Source organism: Brevibacillus brevis, from assembly GCF_001039275.2.
Lineage (GTDB): Bacteria > Bacillota > Bacilli > Brevibacillales > Brevibacillaceae > Brevibacillus > Brevibacillus brevis_C.
In genome coordinates, this window is record NZ_CP030117.1 from 3,512,007 (window position 1) to 3,538,931 (window position 26,925).

A 26,925-nucleotide genomic window follows, 5' to 3' on the forward strand; every position below is an offset into this window, starting at 1 on the left:
TTTCTTAAAAAGCAAAGTCATCGTCATCCACTTGTCCCTGTGCTACCTGTACTACTCCATGACCGATCTGAAGTTGTCCGATGGTTCGGTTCGGGTGGGCTACCATTTGCTCCAGAAGATTGACAAAATCTTGAGCCATCTTCTCGATTGTTCTTCTGTGATACAAGTTCGTGTTATATTGCCAGTGCATGCATATGTGATCCTCAGCCTTCACCACTTCCAAAGCCAGATCGAGCATGGCAGCTTTGCGTCTGAACTCGTACGGAGCAAACTCGATTTGATCGAGACGGACCTTTTGCTGCTCCGCTGCATGGTGCAGGGTCAGCATGGCGTCAAACAACGGGTTCCTTGCTGGATCACGGGGGAATTGAATCTGGCTTACCAGTTGATCGAATGGATAGTCTCCATGCTCAAAACCGCTTAGCACGTTTTGGCGTACCTGCCCGATATACTCTCGGACAGTCAATTCCTTCTTCGGCCAGTTTCGCAGGGCCAAGGTGTTAACAAACATTCCCACAACAGGAGCAAACTCCGCACGTTGTCTACCATCCATGTCGCAACCGATGACGATGTCTTCCTGATTGCTGTATTTGGATAACAAAACAGAATAGACAGCCAACAGAAGCATGTACAGCGTCGAAGAACTCTGACGGGTAAATGAGTCGAGTTTTTCTAGCCATTCTCCAGACAGCTCAGTCAGCAATTCATCTCCATCAAATGTCATGGTTTGTGTGCGAGGATAATCGGTCGGGATTGCCAACGGCTGCGGCTGCTGAGAAAATGCATCCAACCAGTAGGCTTCATGCTCGGCCCAGCCGATCTCGGCAGCTTGTTCTCTTTGCCACCAAGCGAATTCCTTGGCCTGTACCGACAATTCCGGCAATACCTGTCCTTGGTAAAGGTTACAAAACTCCTCAAGCAAGATGGACTTGGATATGCCATCCGAAATGATATGGTGCATATCAAAAATCAGCAGATGCTCCTCTGATGAGAGCGCAATTAGGCCTATGCGAAGCAAAGGAGCTTGCTTTAAATCGAATGGCCGGAAAAAGCGTTCGATTTCCTTTTCTACCGTTTCCTCGTCTGCTTTCCATGTCTCGATCTGTACAGACAGGTCACCGTGTACTTTTTGCTTCACCTGACCTTCCATCAAATGAAACGAGGTGCGTAGCGCCTCATGTCGTGCGACGAGTTGATCTGCAATGTCTTGAAGACGCCCTGAATCAAGGGAACCGATGATCCGCATCACTCCCGGTGTATGATAGCTGGTAGCATCTTCTTCCAACTGCCACAACAGGTAAAGTCGCTCTTGTGCACCTGTGACAGGGTAATATTCCTGATCAGAGAGCAAGGCGATCGGTTTTTGCTCCGTCTCCTTGAGATGGCCTGTAAGCCTTGTCGCCAAACCACGAATCGTCGGGGCATCAAACAGGTCACGCATAGAAAGCTTCACTTGAAAGTCACTTTCAATCCTGGATAAAAGCTGAATGGCCTTCAGCGAATGCCCTCCCTGTCCGACAAAATGATCAAGTACACCAGGGGATGAAATCTGTAAGACATCCGCCCACAACTCAGCCAGCTTTTGTTCGATCGGATTTACCGGGGCCACGTAATCACTACTGACGCCGGGCTTTACAGCAGGCAAAGCTTTGCGATCGATCTTTCCATGCGGGGTAAGCGGCATCTCGGACAGCTCCATAAAGTAACTCGGGATCATATATCCGGGGAGCCACTCCAGCAGGTGCGCACGAAGCCCATCTGGCTGAATGCCGTCCTTTTGCACGACATAGTAGCAAGCCAGTTCGGTCAAACCCATTTGATCAGTTATAGCCAAAACAGCTACCTGATTCACAGCAGAATGCTGAAGCACGGCGCGTTCCACTTCTTTCAGTTCCACACGATAGCCGCGCACTTGAACCTGGTCGTCCATCCGCCCTAGATATTCAAATACTCCTGTTTCGCTGAGCAATCCTACATCTCCCGTACGGTAAAGGCGCTCGCCGGTATTGGGATGATACGTAAAAGCTTTTTCGGTCAACTCAGGCTTGCCCAAATATCCGTCGGTGATACCAATTCCTCCGATGCAAATCTCCCCCTTGACTTCTGGAGGACAAATTTCCCCCGTCTGTCCAAGGATGAACATATGCGTATTGGCAATGGGAACACCAACAGGGATTCTGAGTGATTCTTCAGCTGGCTGTTCTGTGCAAAGATAGACGGAAGCGTAAATCGCTGATTCTGTCATCCCGTAAATATTGGCGATTCGCGCAATACGGAACAATCGATTCCATTCGCGAACCAGATTAGCAGTCAGCGCTTCTCCTCCATTAAATACCCACTTCAAATTGGGTAACGGGTCTGGTTCATTACGTGAATGCACATGAGCCAGAAACACATTCATCATCGCTGGAACGAATTGGGTGACGGTAATACGTTGCTCTCGCAGCCAGTCATACAATGCTCCTGGATCTTTCCCGTCTTCCTCTTTCAAAATAGACAGCTTTGATCCAACCATCAGGGGCCAAAACAATTCCCACACCGAGTCCGTAAAAGAAATCGAGGTTTTTTGGGCAACCACGTCTGTCTCGCTTAGCGGAAAAGTCTCCTCCAGCCAAAACAACGTATTCAATACCTGTTTGTGCGAAATCATGACGCCTTTTGGTGCACCAGTCGAACCAGATGTGTAGATGACATACGCTACATCATCCTCTGAACCCGCCGGAGCTATCGCCTCATCCTTTTGACCGCGAATGTCGGACGCTGTATAGACTTTGTATCCTTCGTGATGGAAGGAAGTCTCGTCCAAACAAATGATCGTTTCGATGCTGTCAGGTAGATCCGGTATGATCTCGTCCAGATACATGGATTCTGTTACAAGCACCTTGCAGCGACTGTCCTGCAAAAGATAGCGTATTCTAGCTCGAGGATAATGCGGATCAACCGGGACGTATCCCCCACCCGCTTGGAGGATTGCAAGAACTGCCGACACCATACGGGAGCTCCTGTCTGCGAGAATTCCTACGAGTTGCGATGGAACTACACCCGCATCTTTTAAGATACGGGCTAGCTGGTTTGCTTCCGCGTGTAGTTCTGCGTATGTTCTTTCTCGATCCGCCTCTACCACTGCGACTCTATCAGGCGTTTTTTCCGCTTGCTCTACGAACAGTTCAGCGATTGTTACATTGCTGCGATACGGTTTGTCTGTCTGATTGACTCGGGTTAACAAGTTCGCTTCATCATCAGAGAGCAGGTTAAACTCGTTCAGATCCAGATCGAGCTGCATACGTCCATTCATTGCGACTCTTCCCCTTTTTAGGTGGTGGTGAAAAATTCCCGTAAACGGTTAATTCCCTCGTTATACTTGGCGGCAGAGTATGAGAGGCGCAGTGTGTTCGGGATGCCAAAGTCTGAACCCGGTACCGTCGCCACATGTGTAGCCTCGAAAATTTGCGTAGCCAACTCAAGCGAGGTGCTGATGCCTTTTCTCTTCATAAATGCTTCGCAGTCAATCGTAAAGTAGAAGCTGCCTCTCGCTGGCAGAGCACGAACATCCGGTACATTTTGGAAAGCGTCAATCGTGTAGTCCCGACGACCTTTGTACAGTTGGACCAAATGATCAACCTCATGCTGGTAATCAAGCGCAGCCATTGCTCCGAACTGTACGACTGGGTCAGCAGTGAGCAGTGTGTGGTGCTGAATGACCGTCAGTGGCTGTACCAGCTCATCCGGTACGATCGCATATCCGACACGTCTGCTATACATCCGATACGCTTTGGAAAACGCATCCGTTGTGATGAAAGTAGACTTGGTATTTTGCAGTTGCATCACAGATTCGCACTCGTCATCGAAGTAGGTATTCGCATAAATCTCGTCATTGATAATAGCCGCACGGCCGTCTACAATGCTGTCGATCGTATACAATTCCTCTTTTGTAAGAATATTTCCCAACGGGTTGCCTGGCGTGTTGATCACGACCACTTTCGTCTTGTCTGTAAAGTTCTCTTTAAACGAATCCACATCAAGTCTCAACGTATCCAGATCAATTTTGTAGTAACGAACTTTCGCACCGACTAGCAGCGCGCAGAAATGGTAGAGCGAGTAGTACGGAAGTGGTAGCAACACTTCATCGCCCTCTTTAAGCAGGAGGTAGAACAGGTTACGGAAGAGTGTGCTGGTACCGACGCTGATCACGAAATTCTCAGGTTTGATTGACACATCGTATTTTGTTTTATAGTGGGTCGCGAGCTTATCTTTCAGCTCTGGCAGACCACCTGGATATACGAGCGAATATTTTTCAAAGCTGTTCAATGCCTGTTGCATGGAATTGATAATTTCGGGATGCAGCGGCATTTCTGACTTCCCAAGAGTCATGCGGATCGCTTCTCCACCGTTTCTCTCAAGCTCATTTGCCATCTGGTCCAGTACAAACATCAAAAAGCGCTCGTCGTGAAAATTAATTGAGGATCTGATTTCCATATTCTCCTACCCCTTTATTTTCGATTTTTCTGCTAACATTTTTAGGATTTTCACATAGCGATCCGAAAGCGATTCAACATACGCCGTCTGAAGCATAGCTGGATCATAGGTAAAAACGACATGGATACCTTCCGAAGTTTCTGCTACCTGAAGAACTAGCGGACTTCCTGCCATTTCTGGCTCAACCGACCGTTTGACTTCACGTTTCCAAACAGCTGACTGAGCTTTGAATGGTATCGTCTGGTTGACAAAAAGTGTCGGCCATTCCATATTTGTCGTCGCCTGCCAGTGCTCTGACGGATACAACGCGAGTGCTTGCATACGGGCACGTACTTGCTTTGTTTGATCCAATAATTGTGAAAACGAACTGATCGTCTGCATATCGATGGTGAGCGGTACGATGTTGTCAAAGTTGCCTAGCGTTTGTTCCAGCACACCTTGCGTCCGATTCGTCGTCACTACTCCAAGCATCAAACTAGGCAATTGGGTGACCTGTCGAAGCAACAGCAGGTAAGAGGCAAGCAAGATGTCTCCCAGCTCCTGATTGGAATAAGCAGCTACATGTAGCAAGTCGGCGTGACCTGAAGGGTCGATATACTGCTCGACTTGTTGCTTCGCTACCCCTCCCGTACCAAATGGTTGAGCAGAATGTGGATTAGCTGTTGTCAACCACTCGTGACGCTGGGACTCGAGATGTCCGTAATCAAGCATTTTTTTCTGCCAAACAGCGAATGCTTCGTAGCGAGGCTGTTCTTCCGTCGCTGGTTCATGCCCTTCTGCAATCGCCTGATACAGAGCCTCCCATTCCTCCAGGAGAAGTCCGAGACCTCGCCAATCACTTAAGGAGCTATGTAGACTTCCAATCAGCCGATAGCGGTCAGCAGCCATCTTTATCAGTTCAAAATGAGCCAAACATCCTGATTTGACCTTAAACGGCCTCTTCTGTATGGCAGTCAATCGTTCTCGCAACCATACCGTTGCCTCTGCCTCACTTTTCTCTTGTAAATCACAGAGCGCAATCGGAATCGGTTCGGATAAGCCTTGGGGCGACAGCGGAGGAAAACGTCGCACGAGAGCTTGCCATGCTTGCTGCATATACGACAGTTCGATCCTGCTCCGAAGCTCGATGTCAAAACATCTGACAGCCACAATGCCATCTTCTTGTTCCTGCTTCAGCAAGCGTTCCTGAACGAAGGAATAGATGGGCGTTCTTTCCGAATGAAACTCGCCTAGAATCGGCTTAGGTCTTTCGGCGGCTGATTTTCCGTCAGTCAAAAGTAGGTAGGGGGCATCTGTCAGTTGCAGATTGCGTCCTGCCTGGTCTGCAAAAGAAACGGGTATGCCGCACGCTAACAAGGTGTCGATCCGTTCGGTCAAGTTCGCTACCAGATCCTCGATTTGGTAAACACCACAACCACTTTTCATGAGCTCCCGGTGTTCTTGCGAATGCTCCTTTCGAGGCTCGACTAACTGGATGCTGCTCTCTTCCGCTTTACCTAGTGTGATGATACTGGCTTGCGATTGTCGATCCAGATATTTCTCGTGAACACGGTAGCCCAGGAACGTAAAGAACGCCAATGCCTTATCAGCATCTGGTGTAAGCAAACGGACAGCAGACTGCTGATCGGTGCTTTGCCATTCGTCTTGCTTCATGCCCTCGCTCTCTACAAGTTCAATCAAGCCTACCGATTCCAGAAAGAGAAAGGCAACGAGTCTATGATTGAAAAGTACCGCTGGCTTAGGAGCGCTGACCAAATCGTATTGGAAGCCCGAATCAACTAACATTTTCAAAAAATGAGTAATATTGGAAATGGAATAACATAGATGGTACGGACCCGTCCCCTTCTCTTCCAACAAACGAACGCAAGGTGACGTTTCATCGACAGGCGCGATTAGCTCGATTGGTACACATCCCGGTTTCATGCACATGGAGAGGTACACGTTTTGTTCTGGATCATGCAAAGAATCGCTCGCATCAAATCCGAGAGTGCCATACATGATTTGAGCCGGACCCAGTTCAGGAACGGCAACTCCGACATGATGAAGGCGGTTCATCACGCCCTCTTTTTCTGTTTGGTGATGTACGATGTCGACATCATCCAATCGCTGTTTCGGATGCTTCAGAAGCGCTGCGAGTACACGCAAATAGTTGTCAGCAAAGCCTTCCATTGTCTCCGCTTTAAACAACTGGGTATCGTATTCAAGCACGCACCTGTATTGATCAGCGAGTGGTGTAATATCCAGCTTAAAGTCAAGCTTCGACGTCTTCGATTCATGCGGAACCTCTTCAAATTGCACGTCGCCCACTGTAAACCTGACTTCTTGCTCCCGCTGGTTATGGAAGATCAGCATCGTATCAAACAATGGATTTTGCATTTGTTGGATGCCTGCGGCGCTACGAGCAACGATTTCTTCAAACGGATACTCCTGATGTTCGTAGGCCAGTAACAGACTGCGCTGAACCTCTTGTACAAAATCGGTAAACGCAAGATCGGCACGAGGACGATTGCGAATCGGAAGGAAGTTGATAAAGACGCCGACAATTCGCTCCAAATCGGGATGATTTCGTCCAGCTACCAGTGAACCGACAACGAAATCTTCCTGAGACGTGTATTTCATCAACAACACGTAATAAGCCGACATCAAAACAGCATGGACAGTCACTTCGTTCTGCTTGGCAAATGTATGCAAATCACCGTACGTAGAATCAGTAAGGAAAAACGTATGGTGGTCCCCCTGGAATGTCTTAACAGAAGGACGTGGATAATCCAGCGGAAAAGACATGAGCGGGACTCGGTCGCTGAAGGTATCCACCCAGTATTTTTCCTGCTGATTCCACTGCTCGCTCCCTCGCTTCTGCCACTGCCAGTCCGCGTAGTCCTTGTATTGAATAGGGAGTGCTGGCAGCTCTTCACCCACATACAATCTAGCGAAGTCTTCCATTAACACATTCAGTGAAATGCCATCCAAAATAATATGATGAGAATTGAACAGCAGATAATGCTGAGTGGCTGTGACCTCGACTAGGCATACCTGAAGGAGAGGTGCTTTCGTCAAATCAAAAGATTGCCGGAAGTCTTCCATCAGTTCGTCCAATGTCCTGCCGTCGCTATGCATGTTTTTGATCTCAAATGGCACATGGTCGCTGATGTATTGATATACTTCTCCATCTTGTACCGCAAACGAAGTACGGAAAGCTTCATGCCTTTGGATGATTTCCTTAAACACACTGCTCACTCGACTTACATCCAGATGACCGTTCACCGCAATTACACCCGACATGTTGTAGCTGGTGCTTTCTCCTTCTATTCCATGCATGACGAAAATTCGTTTCTGTGAAGACGAAGCTCTGTATTTCTCGGCATGACTGACCCAATCAATTGGCGCATAAGATATCGGCTGTCTATCCCTGATGCGATCTGCCAATTGTCGAATGGTGGGGGTCTGGAATACATCCTTGATCGTGATGTCTGTTTTTCTCTCTTTTTGCAATCTGGTCACGAGTTGAGCGGCCTTTAGCGAGTGGCCTCCTAGCGAGAAAAAATGATCGTGCACGCTTATTTTTTCGACTGCCAAAAGCTCTTGCCATATTTGGGCCAATTGCTGCTCAAGTTCATCTGCCGGGGCCTCTTCCTTTCCCGTGCGATACTGCGTGTAATCCAGACGTTGCAAGGCAGTCTTGTCTACTTTTCCACTCTGCGTCCGAGGCAAGGCATCAAGCTGGACAAAAAAGGCAGGTAGCATATAGTCAGGCAAATAAGTCAGCACTGCTTCTCGCAAAACGTGTTCCTCAATCGGATGCATCGATACCAAACATGCCACCAGATAAGGGTCGCGCTTTGACTCCTGAATGGCCACAACCCCTGCTTCCCGAACACCAGGCTGACGACGCAGGACAGCTTCAATTTCCTCCAATTCAACGCGGTTGCCGCGAATCTTGATCTGAAAATCCTTGCGACCAAAATATTGCAGATGTCCTTCATCTGTCCAGCAAGCCAAATCGCCTGTACGATAAAGCCTTCCATACGGGGTCAGTATATAGGACGCTCTGGTTTTTTCCTCGTCGGCAATGTATCCTTCCGTTACCCCCATCCCGCCTACGTACATTTCCCCTATTACTCCTTTGGGCAATAGATGAAAATCTTGGTCCAGAAGAAAGATACGAACGTTGTAACTCGGATGTCCAATGGGAAGCGGGGTTTCAAAAGGCCCTTGTCGCGGTACACAATACCCAGATGCCGAGATACTATTTTCCGTTGGGCCATACAAGTTGTACATCTGTGCTTGAGGCAGCAGGGCTGCATGTCGTTCCACTAACGAAGAAGACAGCATCTCCCCTGTACATAACACTTTTTGTATCGAATCCATCGAGCCATCAGCCACGTGGTCAAGCAAAGCGTGATACATCGTAGGGACGACGAGTATCACGTTTGCCTGCTGGCTCTCGATGGCAGCTGCGAGCTTTTGCGGGGACTTGTTTTCATGTCGCTGCAACAAGCAAAGGGTACCGCCGCTGATCAGTGTGCAGAAAATCTCGACAACCGATGCGTCAAAAGTTAGTGTAGCGATCTGCAACGTTCTCGTCCGCTCACCGAACCCGACAAATTCAATGTGCCACCAAAGAGCGTTGATTAATTGATCATGCTTTACACGCACACCTTTTGGCGTACCTGTCGAACCAGAAGTAAAGATGGCATACGCCGTACTCGAAGGTGTCGCTAATCGCTGTGGTGTTTGGGTTAACTCCTGTGCCCAGCATGCTGGTTCATCCAGACGAAACACCTTTGTTTGCAAATCAGCGACGAGTTCCAGATAACTGCCCTCTGTCACAATCAGAATAGGCTGAATCTGGCTTACGATCTGTTCAATTCGCGCTTTCGGCAAGTCTGGATCGAGTGGGACATAGTAACACCCAGCTTTGAAGATAGCTAGCAGTGCAGTAATCATCTCAGGGGAACGATCACACATGATAACTATCGGTCGGCCTGCATCTGTCACCTCCTTTTGCAGAGCCCAAGACAAGCGATTCGCTTGCTCTTGTAACTCCTTGTAGGTCACAGTCTGCTTTCCTTGTACAAGCGCAACTGCATCCGGTGTTTTTTCTGCCGCTTGATCAATCAACTCGTGCACGCAGTAGTTACTCGGAACTGGCACGACTTTCATCTGTTCCTCGATCATCTCGTGCCGCTCATGATCACTGAGCAGGGTAAGGTCACGAATCTCTTGCTCCGGATCAGCCGCAATCTGCTCGAGAAGGCTCAGATAGTGCAGCGCCAGGCGTTCCATTTCCTTCGCTTGAAACTTCCATGCCTGGTAGTTGACGTGGACTGTCCATTCATCACCTGGTGTTACTTCCAGCACCAATGGATAATCGGTTGTTTCATGTGAAGTGATATTCTCCAACTCGAAGTCAAGTTCCAATCCGGCCAGCGTCTTGTCGATGGGATAGTTTTGGAAAACGAACAGACTGTGCGCCAAAGGGGTTTGTGCGTCCATCTCCGAGCAGTTTTTCAACTCAACCGATGGCACGTACAAATGAGGGGCCATCTGGTGCTGTTCTTCCATCATGACACCCAGCAGCTCTTTGACTGTTGTCGTTTCTGTCCGTTTGACCCGGAGCGGATACGTCTTGATGAAGAGGCCGACGATTTCCTCTACTCCAGTGAGATGGGCAGGACGACCAGCGTACGCCACTTCAAAAAGAGCATCACGCGTATCGCTGTATTTTTGCAGCAAAATACCCCATGCGGCTTGCAGCACTGTGCTGATTGTCACGCGGTATCGCTTGGATGCTTCCTCCAATGTCTCCGTCAGCGTTCGACTGAGCCGAAGATGATAAGAAGAATACTGCCGCTCTTCGTTACGATCCCGCATATAGGGAAGCGGTGTAGGCGAGCTAATTCCTTGTAAGGAATCTTTCCAATACGATAGCGATTCTTCTTTCGATGCTTCTTTGAGAAAACGCAGATACTCCTTGTACTTCGCCTTCTTTTTGATCGTAGGAGACAGCCCCGAGCATAATTGTCCATACGCTGTAAATATCTCTCTTAGGAGAATGCCGGAACTCCATCCGTCCATGAGAATGTGATGAAATGACCATATGACTTCATAACGATACAACTCCATCCGCACTACTTGAATGCGAATGGTATTGCCCAACTCAAGCGTGAAGGGTGTTTGTTTGTCCTGTGCCAACAAGACAGACAGCTTTCTTTCCCGCGCTGCAGATGGTAACTCGGTCCAATCGAAATAAGGAATCTCCAATGTCTTTTGCTTAAGAATGAGCTGGACAGGAGCTTGAAGCCCCTCCCAGCGAAAAACCGTACGAAGCATTTCATTGGCCTCAAACGCCATCGTAACAGCCTGTGTAAACAACTCCAGCTGAAACTTGCCACGAAGGGTTAGCCGATGCTGTTCGAAATACAAATTGGAATCCTTTTGGAGTCGGTAGTAAAACAGCATGCCCTCCTGCGTTGGACTTAACGGCAAAATGTCAGCTATATTGTTTTTGTCGATCTTGTTCATCACAATTTTCTCTCCTGACTCCCTTACCGAACAGCTTCACTCGGCAGGTTCTCCACGATCTCCCCATCTGCATCCACGTACGGCAATCCATTGTGTTTGAACACATGGTCGAGACAATACATCTCTCCCTGCTTGTAGTCCAAAATCATCAGGTCCTCTGAACGGGTCGGGATTAATTCCTTCAACCGCTCTGGAAGATAGTCTGGTCCAACCGCTTGATGCCATTTCAAAACAATTTTTTCAGGGCGCTCAGCTGTCGGATAAAAACCACAAATCTCTAATTTTCCAAAGTCGTGTGAGGTAAGAAGTACCCCTTTTTTCTCCAAGCCACCCAGATTACGTTTGGACTCGGCCACATTCCGGAACGCCTCGTCCAGTGGAATGGCATACTGCTCGACTCCTCTAACTGGCATAAACACTGTCAAATAATACGAAATGATTCGATTATCGAGAAACTTGCGCTGCAAGTCGATCAAGGTCTCGACAGAATCGTTCACTCCACGAATGATGGCAGGCTGACCGCGAATCTGTACACCGACGGACAGCAGCGCTTGCGTTGCTTGGATCGAAACGTCGCTAATTTCCCCAGGATGGTTGAACTGGGAAATCACACTTACCTGCTTGCCTGGCGTCTGTCTTACTTGGTCAAAGAACGCTAGCAGCTCTCCGTCGAGAAAACGAGCGGGATCATAGGCCAGAGCCTTGGTGGCAAAGCGAACGAGTCGAATACTCTTCACACTCAATAGAGAGCTAATCAGCTTGATTAGATCAGAGCTTTTACGGAAGGAAGCAGGATCTCCACCGGTAAAGAGGACATTATCGATGTACGGATGAGCTTCCAAATACTGCACGGCCCTTTCTGCTTTTTCCATAATATTGGTGTACCCAATATCCTCGTGGCGGATTTCGTTCACTTTATAGCAGAACTGGCAGTTGGCAATACAAAAGTCGTCGATGTGAAGCAACAATGTCTTCTTGTACTTGTGTTGCAGGAAAGCTGTTTCATCCTGACGGTACGACTTGTTACCATACGGATCAAAGCGGCCTTTATAAGGTTTCTCTCCCGGTGGCGGAAGCACGATATTGATCATCTGAGTACGATAAGGCTCTGATTGACTCGCAATCAACTCGGCATAATAACGAGTCACCTTAAATGGCATATAAGACTGCTCCAGTAATGCACTGCGTTCTTCCTTCTCTGCTTCTGTAAAGCCGACAATTGTTGCGAACTCCTCAAATCCTTTTTTCCCCATTAACACCTTAACACTCAATGTAATCCCTCCCGTCATTCATAAACACTCGTCATCTTTGCTTTCTTGGCACACTCGGTCAAACACATGATTCGTTTGTTAACCAAACAGCAAGTCCAATTCTTTTTGTGTCAACTCCACATCTTCAAAATCCGATGGAGTAAATTCAGGGACCTCCTGGCGGCAGCAATGATCAATGAGCTGCTCCAATTCATGGAAAAACAACGTAAGGATTTTCTCCACGGTCTCCTCACGATACTTTCGTAAGCTGTACGTAACAGAAACCTGAAGTTCTCCTTGACGAACGAGAGCAGCCACGTCAAGCAGTGCTGTCAAATGATTACCCACTCCGGCATCAACCGCCAAGTTTCCTCCCATGAGTACCAGATCATCACTCAGTTGATGATCAACGGTTCCCAGATAATTGAAACGAACGTGAGACTTTTCCTCTGCCGCGAGCAGATGAGGCTTAAACCAGCCAAATCCAAGGCCGCCCATCGGAATCTGACGTAACTTCTCCTTTACTGCTTTTAGGTGATCAGTCCGATTGGATGGATTCGTTTCGAACAGAACAGGATACATGCTGGTAAACCATCCTACTGTTCTGGTTACGTTCATCGCATGAATGGAAGACTCACGCCCGTGCGACTCCATTACCAGCAAGAGGCGCTCCCTTTCAAACACATCACACAATGTCCGTGTAAGTGCTGCAACCAATAGGTCTTGTGGACCCGTGTTGAACATTCGGTTGGCCGTTGTCAACAGTCGCAACGTTATCTCGGCTGGAAGCGTGCGTGTAGATGTAGCGCTGTATTCTACCAAGTCTTCGCCAAAATCGTAATCCGTGGGAAGTTTGTCTTCCGGGATAGAAAACGTGTCCCAATAGGCTCTTTCTTTGATCGCCTGATCCGACTGGTAAAAAGCGGAGACTTCCTTGACCCACGCTTGCATCGAATGTGTTTTATCCGGCAAGATAATTGGCTCATTACGTTTCAGACTGGCCAAGGCGCTCATCAAATCTTCCAGGAGAATCCTCCAGGAAACACCGTCCACAACAAGATGATGGGCAGTCAGAAACAATCGCTGAGGTCGATCGGGACCTAATTCAAAGAGACAACCGGTAAACAGCAATGATTCTTCCAGCTTGAAGCTAACAGCGCAAGCTCTCATCGCCTCAAGCATTCTACTCTCCTGTTCTTCTTGCGGTAAGGAAGAAAGGTCGATGCAAGACACGGACACTCGGTTGGCAAGGTGACGCTCATTGTAAAAGAGCTTCCCGTCTTTTGCAGAGTAATTGAGTCGCAGACAATCGTGATGGTTAACCAGTGCAGACAGACTCGCTTCAAACTCCTCCAGCGTTACTTTTTCCCTGCTTTCCAGGAGCAAGGACTGGTTCCAATGATCAGCATTGCGGAACTGTTGTGACAGAAACCAAGAAACGATGGGAGATAACGGCAACTCGCCAGTACACGGCTCTTGTGAGATCTGTTCCGCTCCCCAGCTCCAGTCACTGCCCGCTTTTAGTTCGGCAATCGTGTCATAAATCAAGATGTCTCTTACCGGAATCTTGATTCCCCGCTGATGCAATCGATAGGAAACCTGAATCGCCTTGATCGAATCCCCCCCTAGTTGGGAAAACGGGTCATGTAGACCAAATGGTGAACGACCAAGCACGTCCTCATACACTTCAACCAAAAGCTTGTCAAACTCGTCACGAGGACCGGTTTCATCCTCCGCACCTTTTCGCTCCATGACAGGTTCGGGAAGCTGTTTTCGATCTACCTTGCCATTTGAGGTCAACGGAAACTGCTCAAGCTGCACGATTTGCGAAGGGATCATGTATGCGGGCAATCGACTTGCCAGTTCTTCGCGGAGCTCTTTTTCCCGGAAAAATGTTTCCGTGATCAAGTAAGCACAAAGATACTTTCGCCCCCACGTATCCATGCGATCAATCACCACTGCCTCACGCACAGAAGAATGACCAAGTAGCTGCTGTTCAATTTCCCCCAATTCAATGCGGTAACCATGAATCTTCACCTGATAGTCAGCCCGTCCCAGATACTCCATGACTCCATTTGGCCGATACCGAACCAGATCGCCCGTCTTGTACATCACTTTACCTGGCTGAAACGGATCGGGTAGGAAACGCTCTTGCGTCAATTCCTCGCGGTTAAGATACCCCCGTGCCACACTATCTCCCGAGATGAATAGCTCTCCTGTCGATCCGATCGGGATTGGTTTCCCATATGAATCCAAAATGTAGAGCTGCACGTTACTGATCGGATGTCCTATCGGCACAGAACCCTCGACATCGGTCTTCGGATCGAATTGATAGATCATGCAACCGACTACTGTCTCGGTAGGACCATACTCATTGAGAATTTCGACTTGTCCGTTCCATTTCGCATGAATCGCCTCAGCCAGACTCACCTTCAAGTCCTCGCCGCCCACAATCACTCGCTTTACTGTAGTAGAAGGCAAAGCGATTTCTTGCAGCAAAAACAGATGGGCAGGTGTCAGCTTTACAACATGGGAGCGTCCGTCACTAAAGATGCGAGATAACACAAACTCTGAATCGGAGTGTGGATAGATAACCATCCGATTTCCCTTTACCAACGGGCAAAAAATGGATGTAACCGTCAAATCAAATGCCAGTGAGGAATAAAAAGCAAACGCTTCTTCAGGACAGGAGAGATAGCGGTCTTTCGCCCACCAAATATAGTTGACTAACCCTTGATGAGTAACCATGACCCCCTTCGGATTTCCGGTAGAGCCTGATGTATAAATGACATAGGCCAAATCCTCTGGCTGATTAACCGTTTCCAGGCTTGCCCCATCATTTAGATACAGGGACGAATCGCCAAGCTCCAGGATTTCCTTGGACCACGAAATAACCTCTAGTCGGGAGGTGTGACGAAGCAACAGGTCCGCTCCAGAATCAGACAGCAGGTATTCGATGCGCTGAGTTGGGAGTTGAGGGTCAATCGGAAGGTAAGCCCCGCCTGCTTTTAGCACGGCCAACAGCCCGATGATCATCTCTGGCGAATGATCTGCCAGCAGCGCAACAATTACGCCAGGGCCAACTCCACGGTTTCGCAACGACTGAGCGAGTCGATTCACTTGATCATGCAGTTCCTGGAATGTCAGTATGCGCCCCTCTGACTCCAACGCAACCCCCTCTGGCGAGCGCATTACTTGCTCTTCAAACAATTGGACAACCGTCTTCTCGCTGGGATAGGAAGCCAATGTATCGTTCCACGTTTTGAGTTGTAGTGCCAGCTCTTCGTCAGCAAGGAAGTTCAGATTGGACAGCGGGACTTCTGGATTCGAGATCATCTGATTGAGCAGCCTTATGAGATGATCCACAATTCGATCAACATCATTTTCCGTGTACTCGGCGATCTTGTAATCCAATTCCAGCGTCAATCGTTCATCTGTAGCCCATTCCCTAATAATCACTTGGAGCGAATACAACTGGTGACCGTTGTAAAACTCCTCATTCGTCACGGGGTGCCCGCCAAGGGTGAAGGGCAACTGCGTGCTGTAATAATTGACACAAATCTGAAACAAGCTGTCATAGCCATGTTTCTTCAATTCCAACTCTTGAGCCAGCAAATCGTACGGATATTTCTGATGAAAAAAACAGGAAGTGAGTTCCCTGTTGACATATTTGACATAATCGATACCATCCATTTCCATCGGAACTGCCAGACGAAATGGCATGGTGCTTGTGAACATCCCGAAAATTTTGCGCTCCACTTTGCCTGAACGATTTAACAGCGGCGTACCGATCACGATTTCTTCTTGCCTTGTGCAGCGCTGAAGGTACAGACTGACGAGAGCTACAAACAAGGAATTTAGCGAGCATTTCATCTGGTCTGCAAACTGGCGTATTCTTGTCGAATCTTCTCGGTTGAATGCATAGACTTTGCGCTTGCCTTCGGTCGTATCTGTTGCCTTTTGTAATGTCGTGATCACAGGCAAGCTCTGAAACTTGTCCCGCCAGTATCGCTTGTCCTTTTCAAATCTCTCAGACTGAGAATAGGTATGCTCCCTGTCGACAAAAGCTTGATAAGCGTGTTCATCTCCTAGATGAACGGTACCGCCTGCCAACAACGTGTCATAATAGTGAGCAATTTGTTCTGTCATAATGGAGATAGACCAACCATCAGCAATCAAATGGTGAAACTTTACAAAATATCCCGCTTCTTCGTCACTCAGTTGAATCAGACAAAAGTAGAACAGAGGCTCTTGTCCGATCGAAAACGGCTTTGCAAACAAAGCTTGCAGGAATTGTCTGCACCGATCAGGGGCGTTCGGTTCCTGTCTGAAATCAAACACCTGCAAGGGCTCCGGTTCGTACTCTCCAACAAACTGAAGGACTGTTTCTTTCTCCTGATAGTTGAGTCGCAAAGCATCGTTCTTTTGAATGAACAGGTGAATGGCCGCTTCCAGTACATCCAATTTGACCTTACCTTGAACCCGAACCATCCCCCCTAACGTATGGATAGGAAGCTGTGGATGTAATTTTTCCGTATACCAGATACGCTTTTGTGGATGACTTAAAGGATATCCCACCTTCAATTGCTTCTTATCCTGGCGCAATGCATATCCCCCCTTTCGGAATTGCGAAGATGTCATCACAATTCATAAATGGTAAAAAGTCTATTTGATTACAAATACTTCCAGTTCCAACTATATAGATGAATCTTCTGTAGTGTCAAATAAATTTTCCATAAAATGTAATTTCTGAAAATTGGATGAATTCCATCTCTTCCTTCCCTTTTTAGCGCTGCATAGAATGGAAAAAAGTTTGTACACACTATTGATTTTGGCTGTCTTTTCACGTAGGATAAAATGTAATATATTGGCAAAAATCCCTTGGAAGGATGAATGTGATTAGATGTCTGTGACACTTCGTGAAGTAACCCTGGAAAACTGGGAAGAGTGTATTGAACTGGAACCTACGCCTGAACAGAGTGAATTTGTTGCCCCGAACCTCTACTCCATCGCCGAAGCAAAGTTTCAAACTACATTTGTCCCTTTGGCCATCTACCACGATGACACGATGGTTGGCTTTGTCATGTACGGGCTAGACCCCGACGATGGAAACTACTGGATTTACAGACTCTTAATTGATGCAAAGTATCAACGGCAAGGCTACGGACGTGCTGCGATCTCGCAAGTCATTGATATCCTGAAAGCAAAAGAAGATTGTCAAAAAATTGTCATTGGTTATGCCCCAGCCAATGTCGCAGCCGAGAACCTTTACGCTTCACTCGGATTTCAAAAAAATGGCATGGTTCTGTTTGGAGAGACGATTGCCGAATTGAACTTTTAAACAAGCTATTTTCGTTCCCCAAAAATGAAACAGCGGCGACCTAAGACCTGAAAATCAAGTCTTAGAATCGCCGCTATTTGAATTGTTTTTTGTTTTTCCGTAAATGAAAAAGCACACCTTCCATGCGTCTGTAAACATCATGGTTAGTGTGCATTCGTTTTTAATATGGTGCCGGTGAAGGGACTTGAACCCCCACGGTTTCCCTCACGATTTTGAGTCGCGCGCGTCTGCCATTCCGCCACACCGGCATGTGAAACTATGAATAAAATAGCACATCATCGATAGAAAATCAATGGTGGGGAGAGACGGATTCGAACCGCCGAACCCGGAGGGAGCAGATTTACAGTCTGCCGTGTTTAGCCACTTCACTATCTCCCCACAATATGTGCTGTCTATCTTCTGCGTCTACTCTCTTCAACCAGAAGCGACATTTATTAATCTACCATGAACTTTGTTTGACGTCAATATATTTATTTAGATTGACTCTCTTTTTTCTCCAAGATCTCCTGTGCCCACTCGTGAAAGACGCGTAGTGCTTCGTCCACTTCTTGAAATGTTTCTTCTCCCTCACAGGAGTACTCCGGGAAGTCTAGTATGCGGTTTTTGCGAATCTTCACTTGGTCTTCTTCGCATTTTATCTCCAAGAAGTAGGGAACGACTTCATCGATCCCATAACTATTTTCTAAAAACTCGTAGGTACGTACCCACTCCAGAATTCGAACTTCCGATGCTTTTAAGCGAAGCACCTGCTCCAAGGACATAATGGTTTCATTCCCGTAGTAATACATGTTATTCAGCCCTTCTGCATGAAAATGGACGGAGCCGTGACTCCGCCCTGTAATTGATGGATAGATTAGATCGAGGAAAGCATCTCTCTCAGTTCTTTGACAATCACTTGCTGGTAGCCAGTACCTTCTCCATACTGTTCGAGCATTTCGGCACGTACCACTTTGATCTTTTCTTCATAATCTGGTGCGTTTCGGTCCAGGTTTTGCTGTTTAAACGCCGTCATAACAGCTTGGACATGCTTCGGTCGTGGTCCCCATTTTGCCAGAACATGTCCACCCGTGTCCGCGAAAATAACAATTGGGATCGCCCGACCGCCCATTGTGAGAAACTCATCCATGAGATCGAGGTGTTCTTCCATTACCATAATTTCCACTGGCATGTCTGTTTCTTTCAAGGCATGCAAGATGACTGGCAAGTTGCGAACGACATCGCCACACCATTCCGCAGCCAAAATCAAGCATCTGAGGTCATCACGATGCTGGAGAGAGGCAAAAAACGCACGGTCTTGTTCATCCTCCCATGAAAATGCATCCGACCAGTTTTGGTATGTATCCTGATTTTTTATCATGCTTTCCACGAACGCTTGTGGCTTGAGCCCCGTACGGAATTTATGTGCTACGTTTGCCCCCATCTTTTTCTCCTCCTCGTGTGTAATGTATCTAGTCTTGCTTTTCAGACTCTCGCTCACTTTCTTCTTTCTCTTGCTTTGCCAACTCCATCATTTTTTGTAACAAAATATGCTGCGGCATGTGCATGAGGCGCTCTAAAGGTACTTGAAGAGCTTCGGCCAGCTTGACAGCCGTATCAGGTGATATCTGTAACGGACGCATGTATTTCCACTCCTTCCGTTTGCTTTCATCAGTCCCTCCAGTATAATACACGACTCTTAAACCTGCCAGCTTGGTATCTCGAGGCTCATTCGTTATCCCTGCCAACCACAACGGTGGCCTGCTGATAATCCGGGAAAAGCATATCCAATAGACCTTGTTCTAGCTTGTGCCAAAGGCGGAATCGCTCTGGAACGAGCCTGGTCCAAGTCATCGCAATCTGTTCCCAATGGTCCATACGACGGTTGTGCTTGACGAGCCAACTATCTAAAAAATTCGTTGACGCCAAATGTCCGTAGCAGAGCTTCGCCAGCACCGCTTGCCATTCTGATTTTGGTAGTGGATGATGAGCCTGATACCCTTCACAGAACGCAAGAATCCCTTCGTACTGAAGTGCTGACAAGTGAAGTCCTGAAACCAGATCTTTTGCCCAATACCCTTCCCTTCCGGCACCATCTGTCCAGTCTACGAGTGCAGCCACCTCGCCATTTGGATGAAAAATGAGCTGTTCGACCCAATACGAATGAAAGCATCTACCTCGGAGCGAGGGTACTGGCAAACGGGATACGTATTCATGGCTCACCGTCTCCAACAAGGAAATTTGCTGCTCAAGTATTTCACGTACGTATCCTGGAAATGCTCCCTGCTCTTTCTGATAGTGATTCCATAGCTCTCGGCAATCTGCAATCGCTTTGGAAGGCGAAAGCATGGGAACGTCCTCAAAGGGGGGAAGAGGATCAAATTGGCGATGAAAATGGGCTAACAGCTCCCCCATCGCCTTTGCTTCACGAAGTGGCAATTCTCCTGGATGATAGCTACGCCCGTCGATCCATTCATTTACTTGGTACGTCTCTCCCTGATCGTGGGCAAGCCATTCCTGATGATGAGGGAGAAGCAAACGCGGTGCAGGAAAACCTTTCTCTCGTAGTTCTTGGCTGAGTGCTAGACCAATAAGCATCTCCTCATAGCGAGTTTGCAAGCGCCATTTGGCATAAAACCGTTTTACATAATATCGTTGACTGCTTGTCCAAACGGAAAAGCTTTCTTCCCACAAGCCATATGCAATGCGCTCGATACGCTTAACATCTAATTGATAATGTTTTTTTAAAGCTACTCTCACCTGATCCGTAGACGATTCCCCCTCCGCTTTCTTCTGTACAGGTCTCACTTCTACATGTAACTCCGCTTTTCCTCGCTTTTCACGCCAAAAAAGATAGTCCCTCTTGAATGAAAGTAAAGGGACTATCTCCTGTGAACGGGACACTTGCACTGGAAAAGGAGAAACTATGGCTTTTGCTTTGTGAGGATGCATGGTACACCAAAGCCGATCGCGCCGGGCTGGGACATCTGTTCTAGATATGCCAACCCTCGTGCACATTGCTGCTTGCATACTTGACATGTATGAGACGTTACGATTTTCAGCTGTACTTGATTGGGGTGCTGTCGCGTGTTCTTTTTCTTTATCTTTTTGCCTTTGGCCATCCGTTCTCCTCCCTTTGCCCTGGATCACTCCAGTCTATGAAGAAGAACACCCCCGCTCTTTAGGCAAGCATACAAAATCAAGATATCCACCTGTAAAATGGGCCTTGTCAAACGTGTCAACAAATAGAAAAAGCCGCCGGAGATTTCTCTCCAAGCGACGATAAGCCTTCCCTATGGATTTGGACTTAACAACTGGCGCAGTTCCAGCTCCAGTGTAGGGGCATCCACCATGCCGATTATCTTCTTTCGTACGATCCCATTTGCGTCAATCAAGTAAGTAGTTGGGAATGCCATCACCTTGTAACGGTTTGACACGGTTCCAGCTACGTCCATCGGTATTGGAAATGTCAGCTTGTAGTTGGTGACGAAGGCCATAGCTGCTTCCGGGCTATCATTGCTCGTGACGTTCACGCCATACAAATCAACCTGTCCGCCGTATTTTTCGTAGACTTTCTGTAAATCAGGCGCCTCCAGCTTGCATGGTCCACACCAGGAAGCCCAAAAGTTCAAGACCAATGGTTTCGTCCTTTTTCCTTCTACCTTGTACGTCTGCTGGTCCAATCCTGTTAGTGTAAAATGAGGAGCTGCAAAGCCAACTTCCGGTTTTTGAACCTCTGCTACGATTGCGGCCGTTTCTTGAGGCTTTTCCCAAACAGCAAGTCCGACCCCCACTAATACGAGTACCGCGAGCAACAGCTTTTTCATTTTGTCACCTCTGCCCTACTGAGTTAGAATCCCGTAAAGCCTCCGTACATTTGAATGAGAACACGTGTAATATCCGTCAGTTTATCTGTATACAGAAGGATACCGAACAAGATCATAATGGCTCCTCCGATTTTCATAAACAGGTCGGAATACTTCACAATCGCGTTCACTTTACTGATGAAGAACGTCATGACAAAAAATGGAATGGCGAAACCAAGTGTATACGCCAATGTGTAAGCCAAGGCGCTTGATGGATTGGAAACGCCCATGACGATAATGCCAGAAAGAATCGGTCCCACACAAGGTGTCCATCCAGCTGCATACGTCATTCCCACCAGTATGGACCCAGTATACCCCAATGGTCTCGATTTTAAATCGATTTTAAAAGAGCGCATCATCCAATCCATTTTAAACACACCAAGCATAACCAAACCAATAACAGCAAGCAAAATACCGCCCAGTTGACGAATTAAGTCCTGTTGGTCGGTGAACAAGCTTCCGATCCAAGATGTAGACAGCCCGAGCGCAATGAAAATGATCGAAAACCCGACAATGAAGAAAAAGGTATGCAAGAACGCTTGCTTGCGAAAAACCGCTCTCCCTTTCTTCACTTCATCTACGGTAACCCCAGTTATGTAAGACAAAAAGGACGGGTAAAGCGGCAGGCAGCAAGGGGAAATAAACGAGAGAAAACCTGCTGCAAAAGCCAAAAACACAGTAATATCGCCAGTCATATGTACCTCCGGTGGGTATTTTATCCACTATCTTCTCATTGTATCGAATCTTTTCCCCCTTCAAAAGTAGCAATGACACTTTGTCTTAAATCCGTGACAATTTACTTTACATAATATTTATTATGTCTTAAAACTCGCCCTAAAATATTACAATTGGATGAATAAATCTGGTCCACGTTAGAAAATAAATCAGATTTGTGACAAATGTGATTACCTTCAGGTGTGATTTTGCTATAGGTTTCAAACTGCACAGGATAACGAATACTTCCATTGTACACAAAAAAGAGGCGGATGCACTCCGCCCCTTCTTCGATACTCTTTTTTACTGAATCGTGACTTTACCGCCATCTTGAAGCAGTGTTTGCCCTTTTACCACGATCTTATCGCCGGCAGACAAGCCTGTCAAAATTTCGATCTGATCACTGGAGGATTTGCCTGTAGTGACCTCGACTTGTTTTGCAATGTCACCTTCCAGCTTGAATACATACTGCTTACCATCGCGATCAAAGACCGCACCGCGCGTTACAACGATCGATTTTGCTCCACTTTCCCCAACCGATGGGAAGGTTACATTTACAACCATGTCGGACTTCAGCTCGTTGGATGGGTTTGGAATCGTAATCTCTACTGGATATGCCTTGAGTTGGGTATCCATTACTGGACTCATCGCCGTTACTTTGGCATCAATCGTTTTTCCTGTCGATTGTACGTTTACTTTTACGGTAGTTCCTACTTTTATTTTTGTGATATCTGCTTCTGACAGATTCGCTTTTACCAGAAGTGGGTTCGTGTTCACAACAACCACAACCGGCTGCTGACCTGCCATTTGACCAACTGCGCCGTTTACGCTGGAAATATATCCGTTGATCGGAGACGTCACAGTCGCATTCGCTAATTGCTCACGTGCGTTCTGCAAGCTTACTTGCGCTTGCTGTACAGAAGCTTCGGAAACTTGCACACTCGTTTTTTGCCCAGCAGATTGCAATGCCTGCTGCGCGTTATCGTAAGAGGTCTGTGCCGTTGTCAGTTGGGAGTTTGCCTGTTCCATCTGCTGAGCGGAAATTGCTCCTTGTGAAAAGAGCTGTTGCATCCGCTGCTGGTTTACTTTTGCATCCTGGAGCGCGGTTTCTGCCTGCTTCAGGCTATTTTTCGCTTGAACCAAGCCTTGATCAGAGCTGCTGCCCGCTTGGTTTAAGCTCGCTTTTGATACGTTGTAGGCTGCTTCTGCTTGTTTAACACCGTTCACCAGATCTTTTTCATCGAGCTTGAACAAGACTTGACCTTTTGTTACGTATTGGCCCAGTTTCACTGGCAGGGAAGAAATTTTCCCACCCACTTTCGGGGAGACTTGCACTTCCTCACTCGGCGCCAGCTTTGCCGTGAGACCAGAATCTGATACCACTGTGCCCGTTGCAACAGTTTCCACCTGTACAGGGGTTGCCGCTTCCACCGTTTCCGTAGGCGGTGTTTCCGCTTGCGGGCTGGAGCACCCTGCCACTAGCGAGATGGCTAGCAATGCCAAAATGACGGGTTTTTTACTTAGTTTCATGTATGTCCCTCCTCTTCCCACAAACGTCTTACGATTCCAAAGCGGGATTAATTTTCTTTTGTTTCTTTGCTAATTTCTTTTCGAGTTTCAACTGGCGCTTCAAGCGTCTCTTTTTCCCTAGATCATCAAACCAGGAAGCAACGACAGGAACCAGAACCAGGGTAATCAGTGTAGAGAAACCGAGACCGAAAATAACCGTTACGGCCATTGGTGCATTCGTCTCAGAGCCGGCGCCGCCAGAGAATGCGAGCGGTCCAATCGCCAGAATGGTGGTAAGTGTCGTCATCAAAATCGGACGAAGACGAATCGGGCCAGCATGCAGGATCGCATCATACAGCTCCATACCTTTTGCGCGCAATTGGTTCACATAGTCGATCAATACAATCGCGTTGTTCACGACCAGACCGATCAACAAAATGTACCCGATCAAAACCCCAACGCTGATTGTTGTGCCTGTCGCCAATAGTCCAAGCAGAACGCCTGTAACGGTCGGTGGCACGGAGAACATGATGATAAATGGAGTGTATAACGATTCAAACTGCGCTGCCATTACCATATAAAGCAACACGACTGATAGAACAATCGCTAGAGCAAGGCTACTGAATGATTCCATCATTTCTTCACTTTGCCCGCCAAAATCTACTTTGTAGCCATCCGGGAGATTCAGCTTCGAGATTTTCTCTTGCACTTCCCTTGTTACAGAGCTCAGGTCACGCCCTGCCAAATCACTCGTTACTTGAACTTCACGGCTTGAGTTGGCACGGTTAATCGATACAGGCACATCTACCTTATTGATAGTCGCAACCGAGGTCAATGCGATCTGTGCCCCACCTGGAGCGGAAATTCGCATATTGTTCAAGAAGTTGATATCTTCCTGAAACTCTTTCGGCAGCTTGAGGTTGACGTCAATCTCATCATCACCCGTGCGATAGTACGTTACCGTTTGACCTTGGAAGGAGGTGCGAACACTAGAGAGAATTTGTCCGGTCGTCAATCCGTACAAGCTCGCTTTCTCCGCATCGATCTTCACTTCCAGCTCTTGTCTTGATTCTTCCAAGCTGGTCGTTACGTTACTCGTACCAGGTACCTTCTCAATTTCACCTTTAATAATACCACTAATGTCTTTCAATACGTCCAGATCATCCCCGCTAACTTTCAATTGAATTGGGGAACCTGTAGACATACCGGATGGTGCGCTTACCTTAATTTCAGGTCCAGCAATATGCTTCAGCTTTTCCTGGAGATCCATCACAACTTCATTGGAGGAACGTGTGCGCTGATCGAGATCTACCAGCATCAGGCTGATCGTCCCCTGATTGGATGACAATGTGCTCGCTATCGGTGATGCATTGCTACCAACCGAAGTCGCTACAATTTTCTTCTCTGGAACCGTGTTGACAATTTCTTCAACTTGTCTGGTTACTTTTTCTGTTTCAGCCAGAACGGTACCATTTGGCATTTTGATAGAGATGTTTACTTGACCTTGGTCCATGGCCGGGATAAACTCTGCCCCGATCAATGGAGTCAATGCAAGAGAGCCTACCATCATGACAACCGAAGATATCATGACTGTTTTACGATGGCCCAATGACCATTTTAACAATCTTTGGTAGCCTTTTTCTACTTTACTAAATCCAATGTTGAACCAAGTAACCGGATTGATTCCACGATAGTTCTCATGATGCGTATGCGACGGAATTTTGTTCAAAATTCTCGAACTCAGCATCGGCACGAGCAAAATCGAGAATACAAGTGCCGCAATATGTGAGTAAACAACCGTCAATGCAAGAGGTCCAAACAACTCAGAAGCAATACCTTCTGTGAGGGCAATCGGCAAGAATACGCAAATTTGCGCCAAAGCCGAAGCCATAACTGCCGTACCTACTTCCTTGGAACCATCCAAGGCTGCTTCCATCATGCCTTTTCCCTGTTCTCGATGACGGAAAACATTCTCGAGCATAACAACCGCAAAGTCAATCAACGATCCCAATCCCAGTGTCAAACCGGAGAGGGAAATCAGGTTGATCGTCTGTCCAGTCATGTACATCAGCAAGAACGTAGCAACGATGGATACGGGAAGAACGATGACCGCAATTACCATGGATCGCAAGCTGCCCAGGAAGAAGAACAGCAAGATCATACCGATACCGCCACCCAACAGGGCATGTTCAGCGGTGGTGTAAACGGAATCCTTAATGTAGACGGATGTATCCAGAGTCGTAATGATTTCTACGCCTTCTGGCAGCTCGCTTTTGATTTTCTCCAGCTCAGCTTTTACATCATCTGCTACCTCAATGGTGTTTCCGCCAGAAGCTTTTGTCACTTTAATACCCAAGCTAGGTGTTCCATTTACGTAACTCATTTGCGTTATATCTTGATGCGTGTCTTTTACTTCGGCAATATCACTGAGCCTGATGGAGTTTCCTCCGACAGAGATTGGTGTCAGCGCGATTTGTTCGATATCGGCAAACTCACCTTGTACACGGATGTTGAGCTTGGCGTCACCCTCGCGTACCGCTCCACCGGAACCTGACAAGTTGCTGCTCTGTAGAGCTTGCTGAACTTGATCAAGTGACAGTCCATACGCCGCTAGTTTTGCTGGGTCAACTGTTACATCGATGATACGGCTTTGTCCGCCGCTGATGGAAGCAGATGCGACCCCATCAATACGCTCCAGGCGTGACTGGATCATATTCTCTGCCATCTTTTTCAATTTGTTGATATCTTGCTCACCCGTCACCGCAAATTCAATGATCGGTGTACTGTTCGGGTCAATGCGCAGTACGCGGGGCGCTCTGGCTGAGTCAGGCAAAGAGCCACGAACCTGATCTACCTTCTCCCGCATGTCGAGAGTCGCCTGATCAAGGTCTGTCCCCCAGTTAAACATGAGGATAACCTGTGAAGCTCCTTCCATCGATACCGATTGTATACTATCTAAATCGGATACCGTTGCAAGTGCGTCCTCAATCGGTTTCGTTACTAGTTTTTCTACCTCACTCGGAGATCCGCCGTCAACGGATGTAACCACGACAGCAACCGGGAAGTTAAGATCCGGCATGAGATCAATCGACAAGCGAGGCAGTGAAACGAAACCAAAAATCATCATGGCCAGAGTCAACATAATCATGGTGACCGGGCGTTTAATCGATAGTTCAGAAAGATTCAATCCACTCACCTCTTCTTTATATATCTGCTAATTTTTTGTGAGTAATAGTTCGTATAACGAAATGAATAAGGTGAACCTCGA

Annotated in this window: 15 protein-coding genes and 2 tRNA genes; 1 reads left to right on the plus strand and 16 read right to left on the minus strand. The window is 47.4% G+C overall.

The genetic code is table 11. The features are described 5' to 3' along the window. Window positions 1–4 precede the first annotated feature (4 nt). The 5 genes from edeL to edeP all read right to left on the minus strand — a co-directional run bounded on the left by edeL (window position 5) and on the right by edeP (window position 16,856). Complete coding sequence (gene edeL / locus AB432_RS16745) at window positions 5–3,295, minus strand: edeine non-ribosomal peptide synthetase EdeL (RefSeq protein ID WP_048033248.1); 3,291 nt, start codon at window positions 3,293–3,295, stop codon at window positions 5–7. Between the two features lie 17 nt (window positions 3,296–3,312). After that, the gene (locus AB432_RS16750; RefSeq protein WP_048033249.1) at window positions 3,313–4,476 is read right to left on the minus strand and encodes a pyridoxal phosphate-dependent aminotransferase; all 1,164 of its coding nucleotides are present in this window, start codon (window positions 4,474–4,476) and stop codon (window positions 3,313–3,315) included. A gap of 6 nt (window positions 4,477–4,482) precedes the next feature. Further along, window positions 4,483–11,001 carry an edeine non-ribosomal peptide synthetase EdeN gene (gene edeN, locus AB432_RS16755; RefSeq protein WP_048033250.1) on the minus strand — a complete coding sequence of 2,173 codons (6,519 nt, stop codon included), beginning with the start codon at window positions 10,999–11,001 and terminating at the stop codon, window positions 4,483–4,485. A gap of 23 nt (window positions 11,002–11,024) precedes the next feature. Further along, window positions 11,025–12,272, minus strand: coding sequence for a lysine 2,3-aminomutase (locus tag AB432_RS16760; protein WP_048033251.1), 1,248 nt, complete (start codon window positions 12,270–12,272; stop codon window positions 11,025–11,027). Between the two features lie 78 nt (window positions 12,273–12,350). Then, window positions 12,351–16,856, minus strand: a complete 4,506-nt coding sequence (gene edeP, locus AB432_RS16765) for an edeine non-ribosomal peptide synthetase EdeP (protein WP_048033252.1) — start codon at window positions 16,854–16,856, stop codon at window positions 12,351–12,353. Window positions 16,857–17,154: 298 nt separating this feature from the next. Between edeP and edeQ the strand changes: the two genes are divergently transcribed. After that, window positions 17,155–17,592: an edeine self-resistance N-acetyltransferase EdeQ gene (gene edeQ / locus AB432_RS16770; RefSeq protein WP_048033253.1), complete on the plus strand. Its 438-nt coding sequence runs from the start codon at window positions 17,155–17,157 to the stop codon at window positions 17,590–17,592. Window positions 17,593–17,758: 166 nt separating this feature from the next. On the opposite strand, the gene AB432_RS16775 is transcribed toward edeQ, so the two are convergent. The 11 genes from AB432_RS16775 to AB432_RS16825 form a co-directional block, all read right to left on the minus strand. Continuing rightward, window positions 17,759–17,840: transfer RNA gene (locus AB432_RS16775), tRNA-Leu, on the minus strand. Window positions 17,841–17,885: 45 nt separating this feature from the next. Next, window positions 17,886–17,970: transfer RNA gene (locus tag AB432_RS16780), tRNA-Tyr, on the minus strand. A gap of 92 nt (window positions 17,971–18,062) precedes the next feature. After that, entirely contained in the window at window positions 18,063–18,380 is a 318-nt protein-coding gene (locus AB432_RS16785) for a hypothetical protein (protein WP_048033254.1), read from the minus strand. A 65-nt stretch (window positions 18,381–18,445) separates the two neighbouring features. Then, window positions 18,446–19,012 carry a thioredoxin family protein gene (locus AB432_RS16790; protein ID WP_048033255.1) on the minus strand — a complete coding sequence of 189 codons (567 nt, stop codon included), beginning with the start codon at window positions 19,010–19,012 and terminating at the stop codon, window positions 18,446–18,448. Window positions 19,013–19,040: 28 nt separating this feature from the next. Further along, entirely contained in the window at window positions 19,041–19,211 is a 171-nt protein-coding gene (locus AB432_RS16795) for a YycC family protein (RefSeq protein ID WP_082195949.1), read from the minus strand. Between the two features lie 85 nt (window positions 19,212–19,296). Then, on the minus strand, window positions 19,297–20,376 hold the full coding sequence (locus AB432_RS16800; protein WP_048033256.1) for a phosphotransferase enzyme family protein: 1,080 nt from the start codon (window positions 20,374–20,376) through the stop codon (window positions 19,297–19,299). Between the two features lie 116 nt (window positions 20,377–20,492). After that, window positions 20,493–20,690 (minus strand): hypothetical protein, encoded by a 198-nt coding sequence (locus tag AB432_RS31095; protein ID WP_048033257.1) that lies wholly within the window; start codon window positions 20,688–20,690, stop codon window positions 20,493–20,495. Between the two features lie 171 nt (window positions 20,691–20,861). Further along, window positions 20,862–21,395 carry a TlpA family protein disulfide reductase gene (locus AB432_RS16810; RefSeq protein WP_048033258.1) on the minus strand — a complete coding sequence of 178 codons (534 nt, stop codon included), beginning with the start codon at window positions 21,393–21,395 and terminating at the stop codon, window positions 20,862–20,864. Window positions 21,396–21,418: 23 nt separating this feature from the next. Further along, window positions 21,419–22,129: a cytochrome c biogenesis CcdA family protein gene (locus AB432_RS16815; protein ID WP_048033259.1), complete on the minus strand. Its 711-nt coding sequence runs from the start codon at window positions 22,127–22,129 to the stop codon at window positions 21,419–21,421. Window positions 22,130–22,451: 322 nt separating this feature from the next. After that, window positions 22,452–23,678 carry an efflux RND transporter periplasmic adaptor subunit gene (locus AB432_RS16820; protein ID WP_048033260.1) on the minus strand — a complete coding sequence of 409 codons (1,227 nt, stop codon included), beginning with the start codon at window positions 23,676–23,678 and terminating at the stop codon, window positions 22,452–22,454. Between the two features lie 28 nt (window positions 23,679–23,706). Continuing rightward, a complete protein-coding gene (locus tag AB432_RS16825; RefSeq protein WP_048033261.1) occupies window positions 23,707–26,844 on the minus strand; it encodes an efflux RND transporter permease subunit in 3,138 nt (1,045 codons plus the stop codon). Window positions 26,845–26,925: the final 81 nt, after the last annotated feature.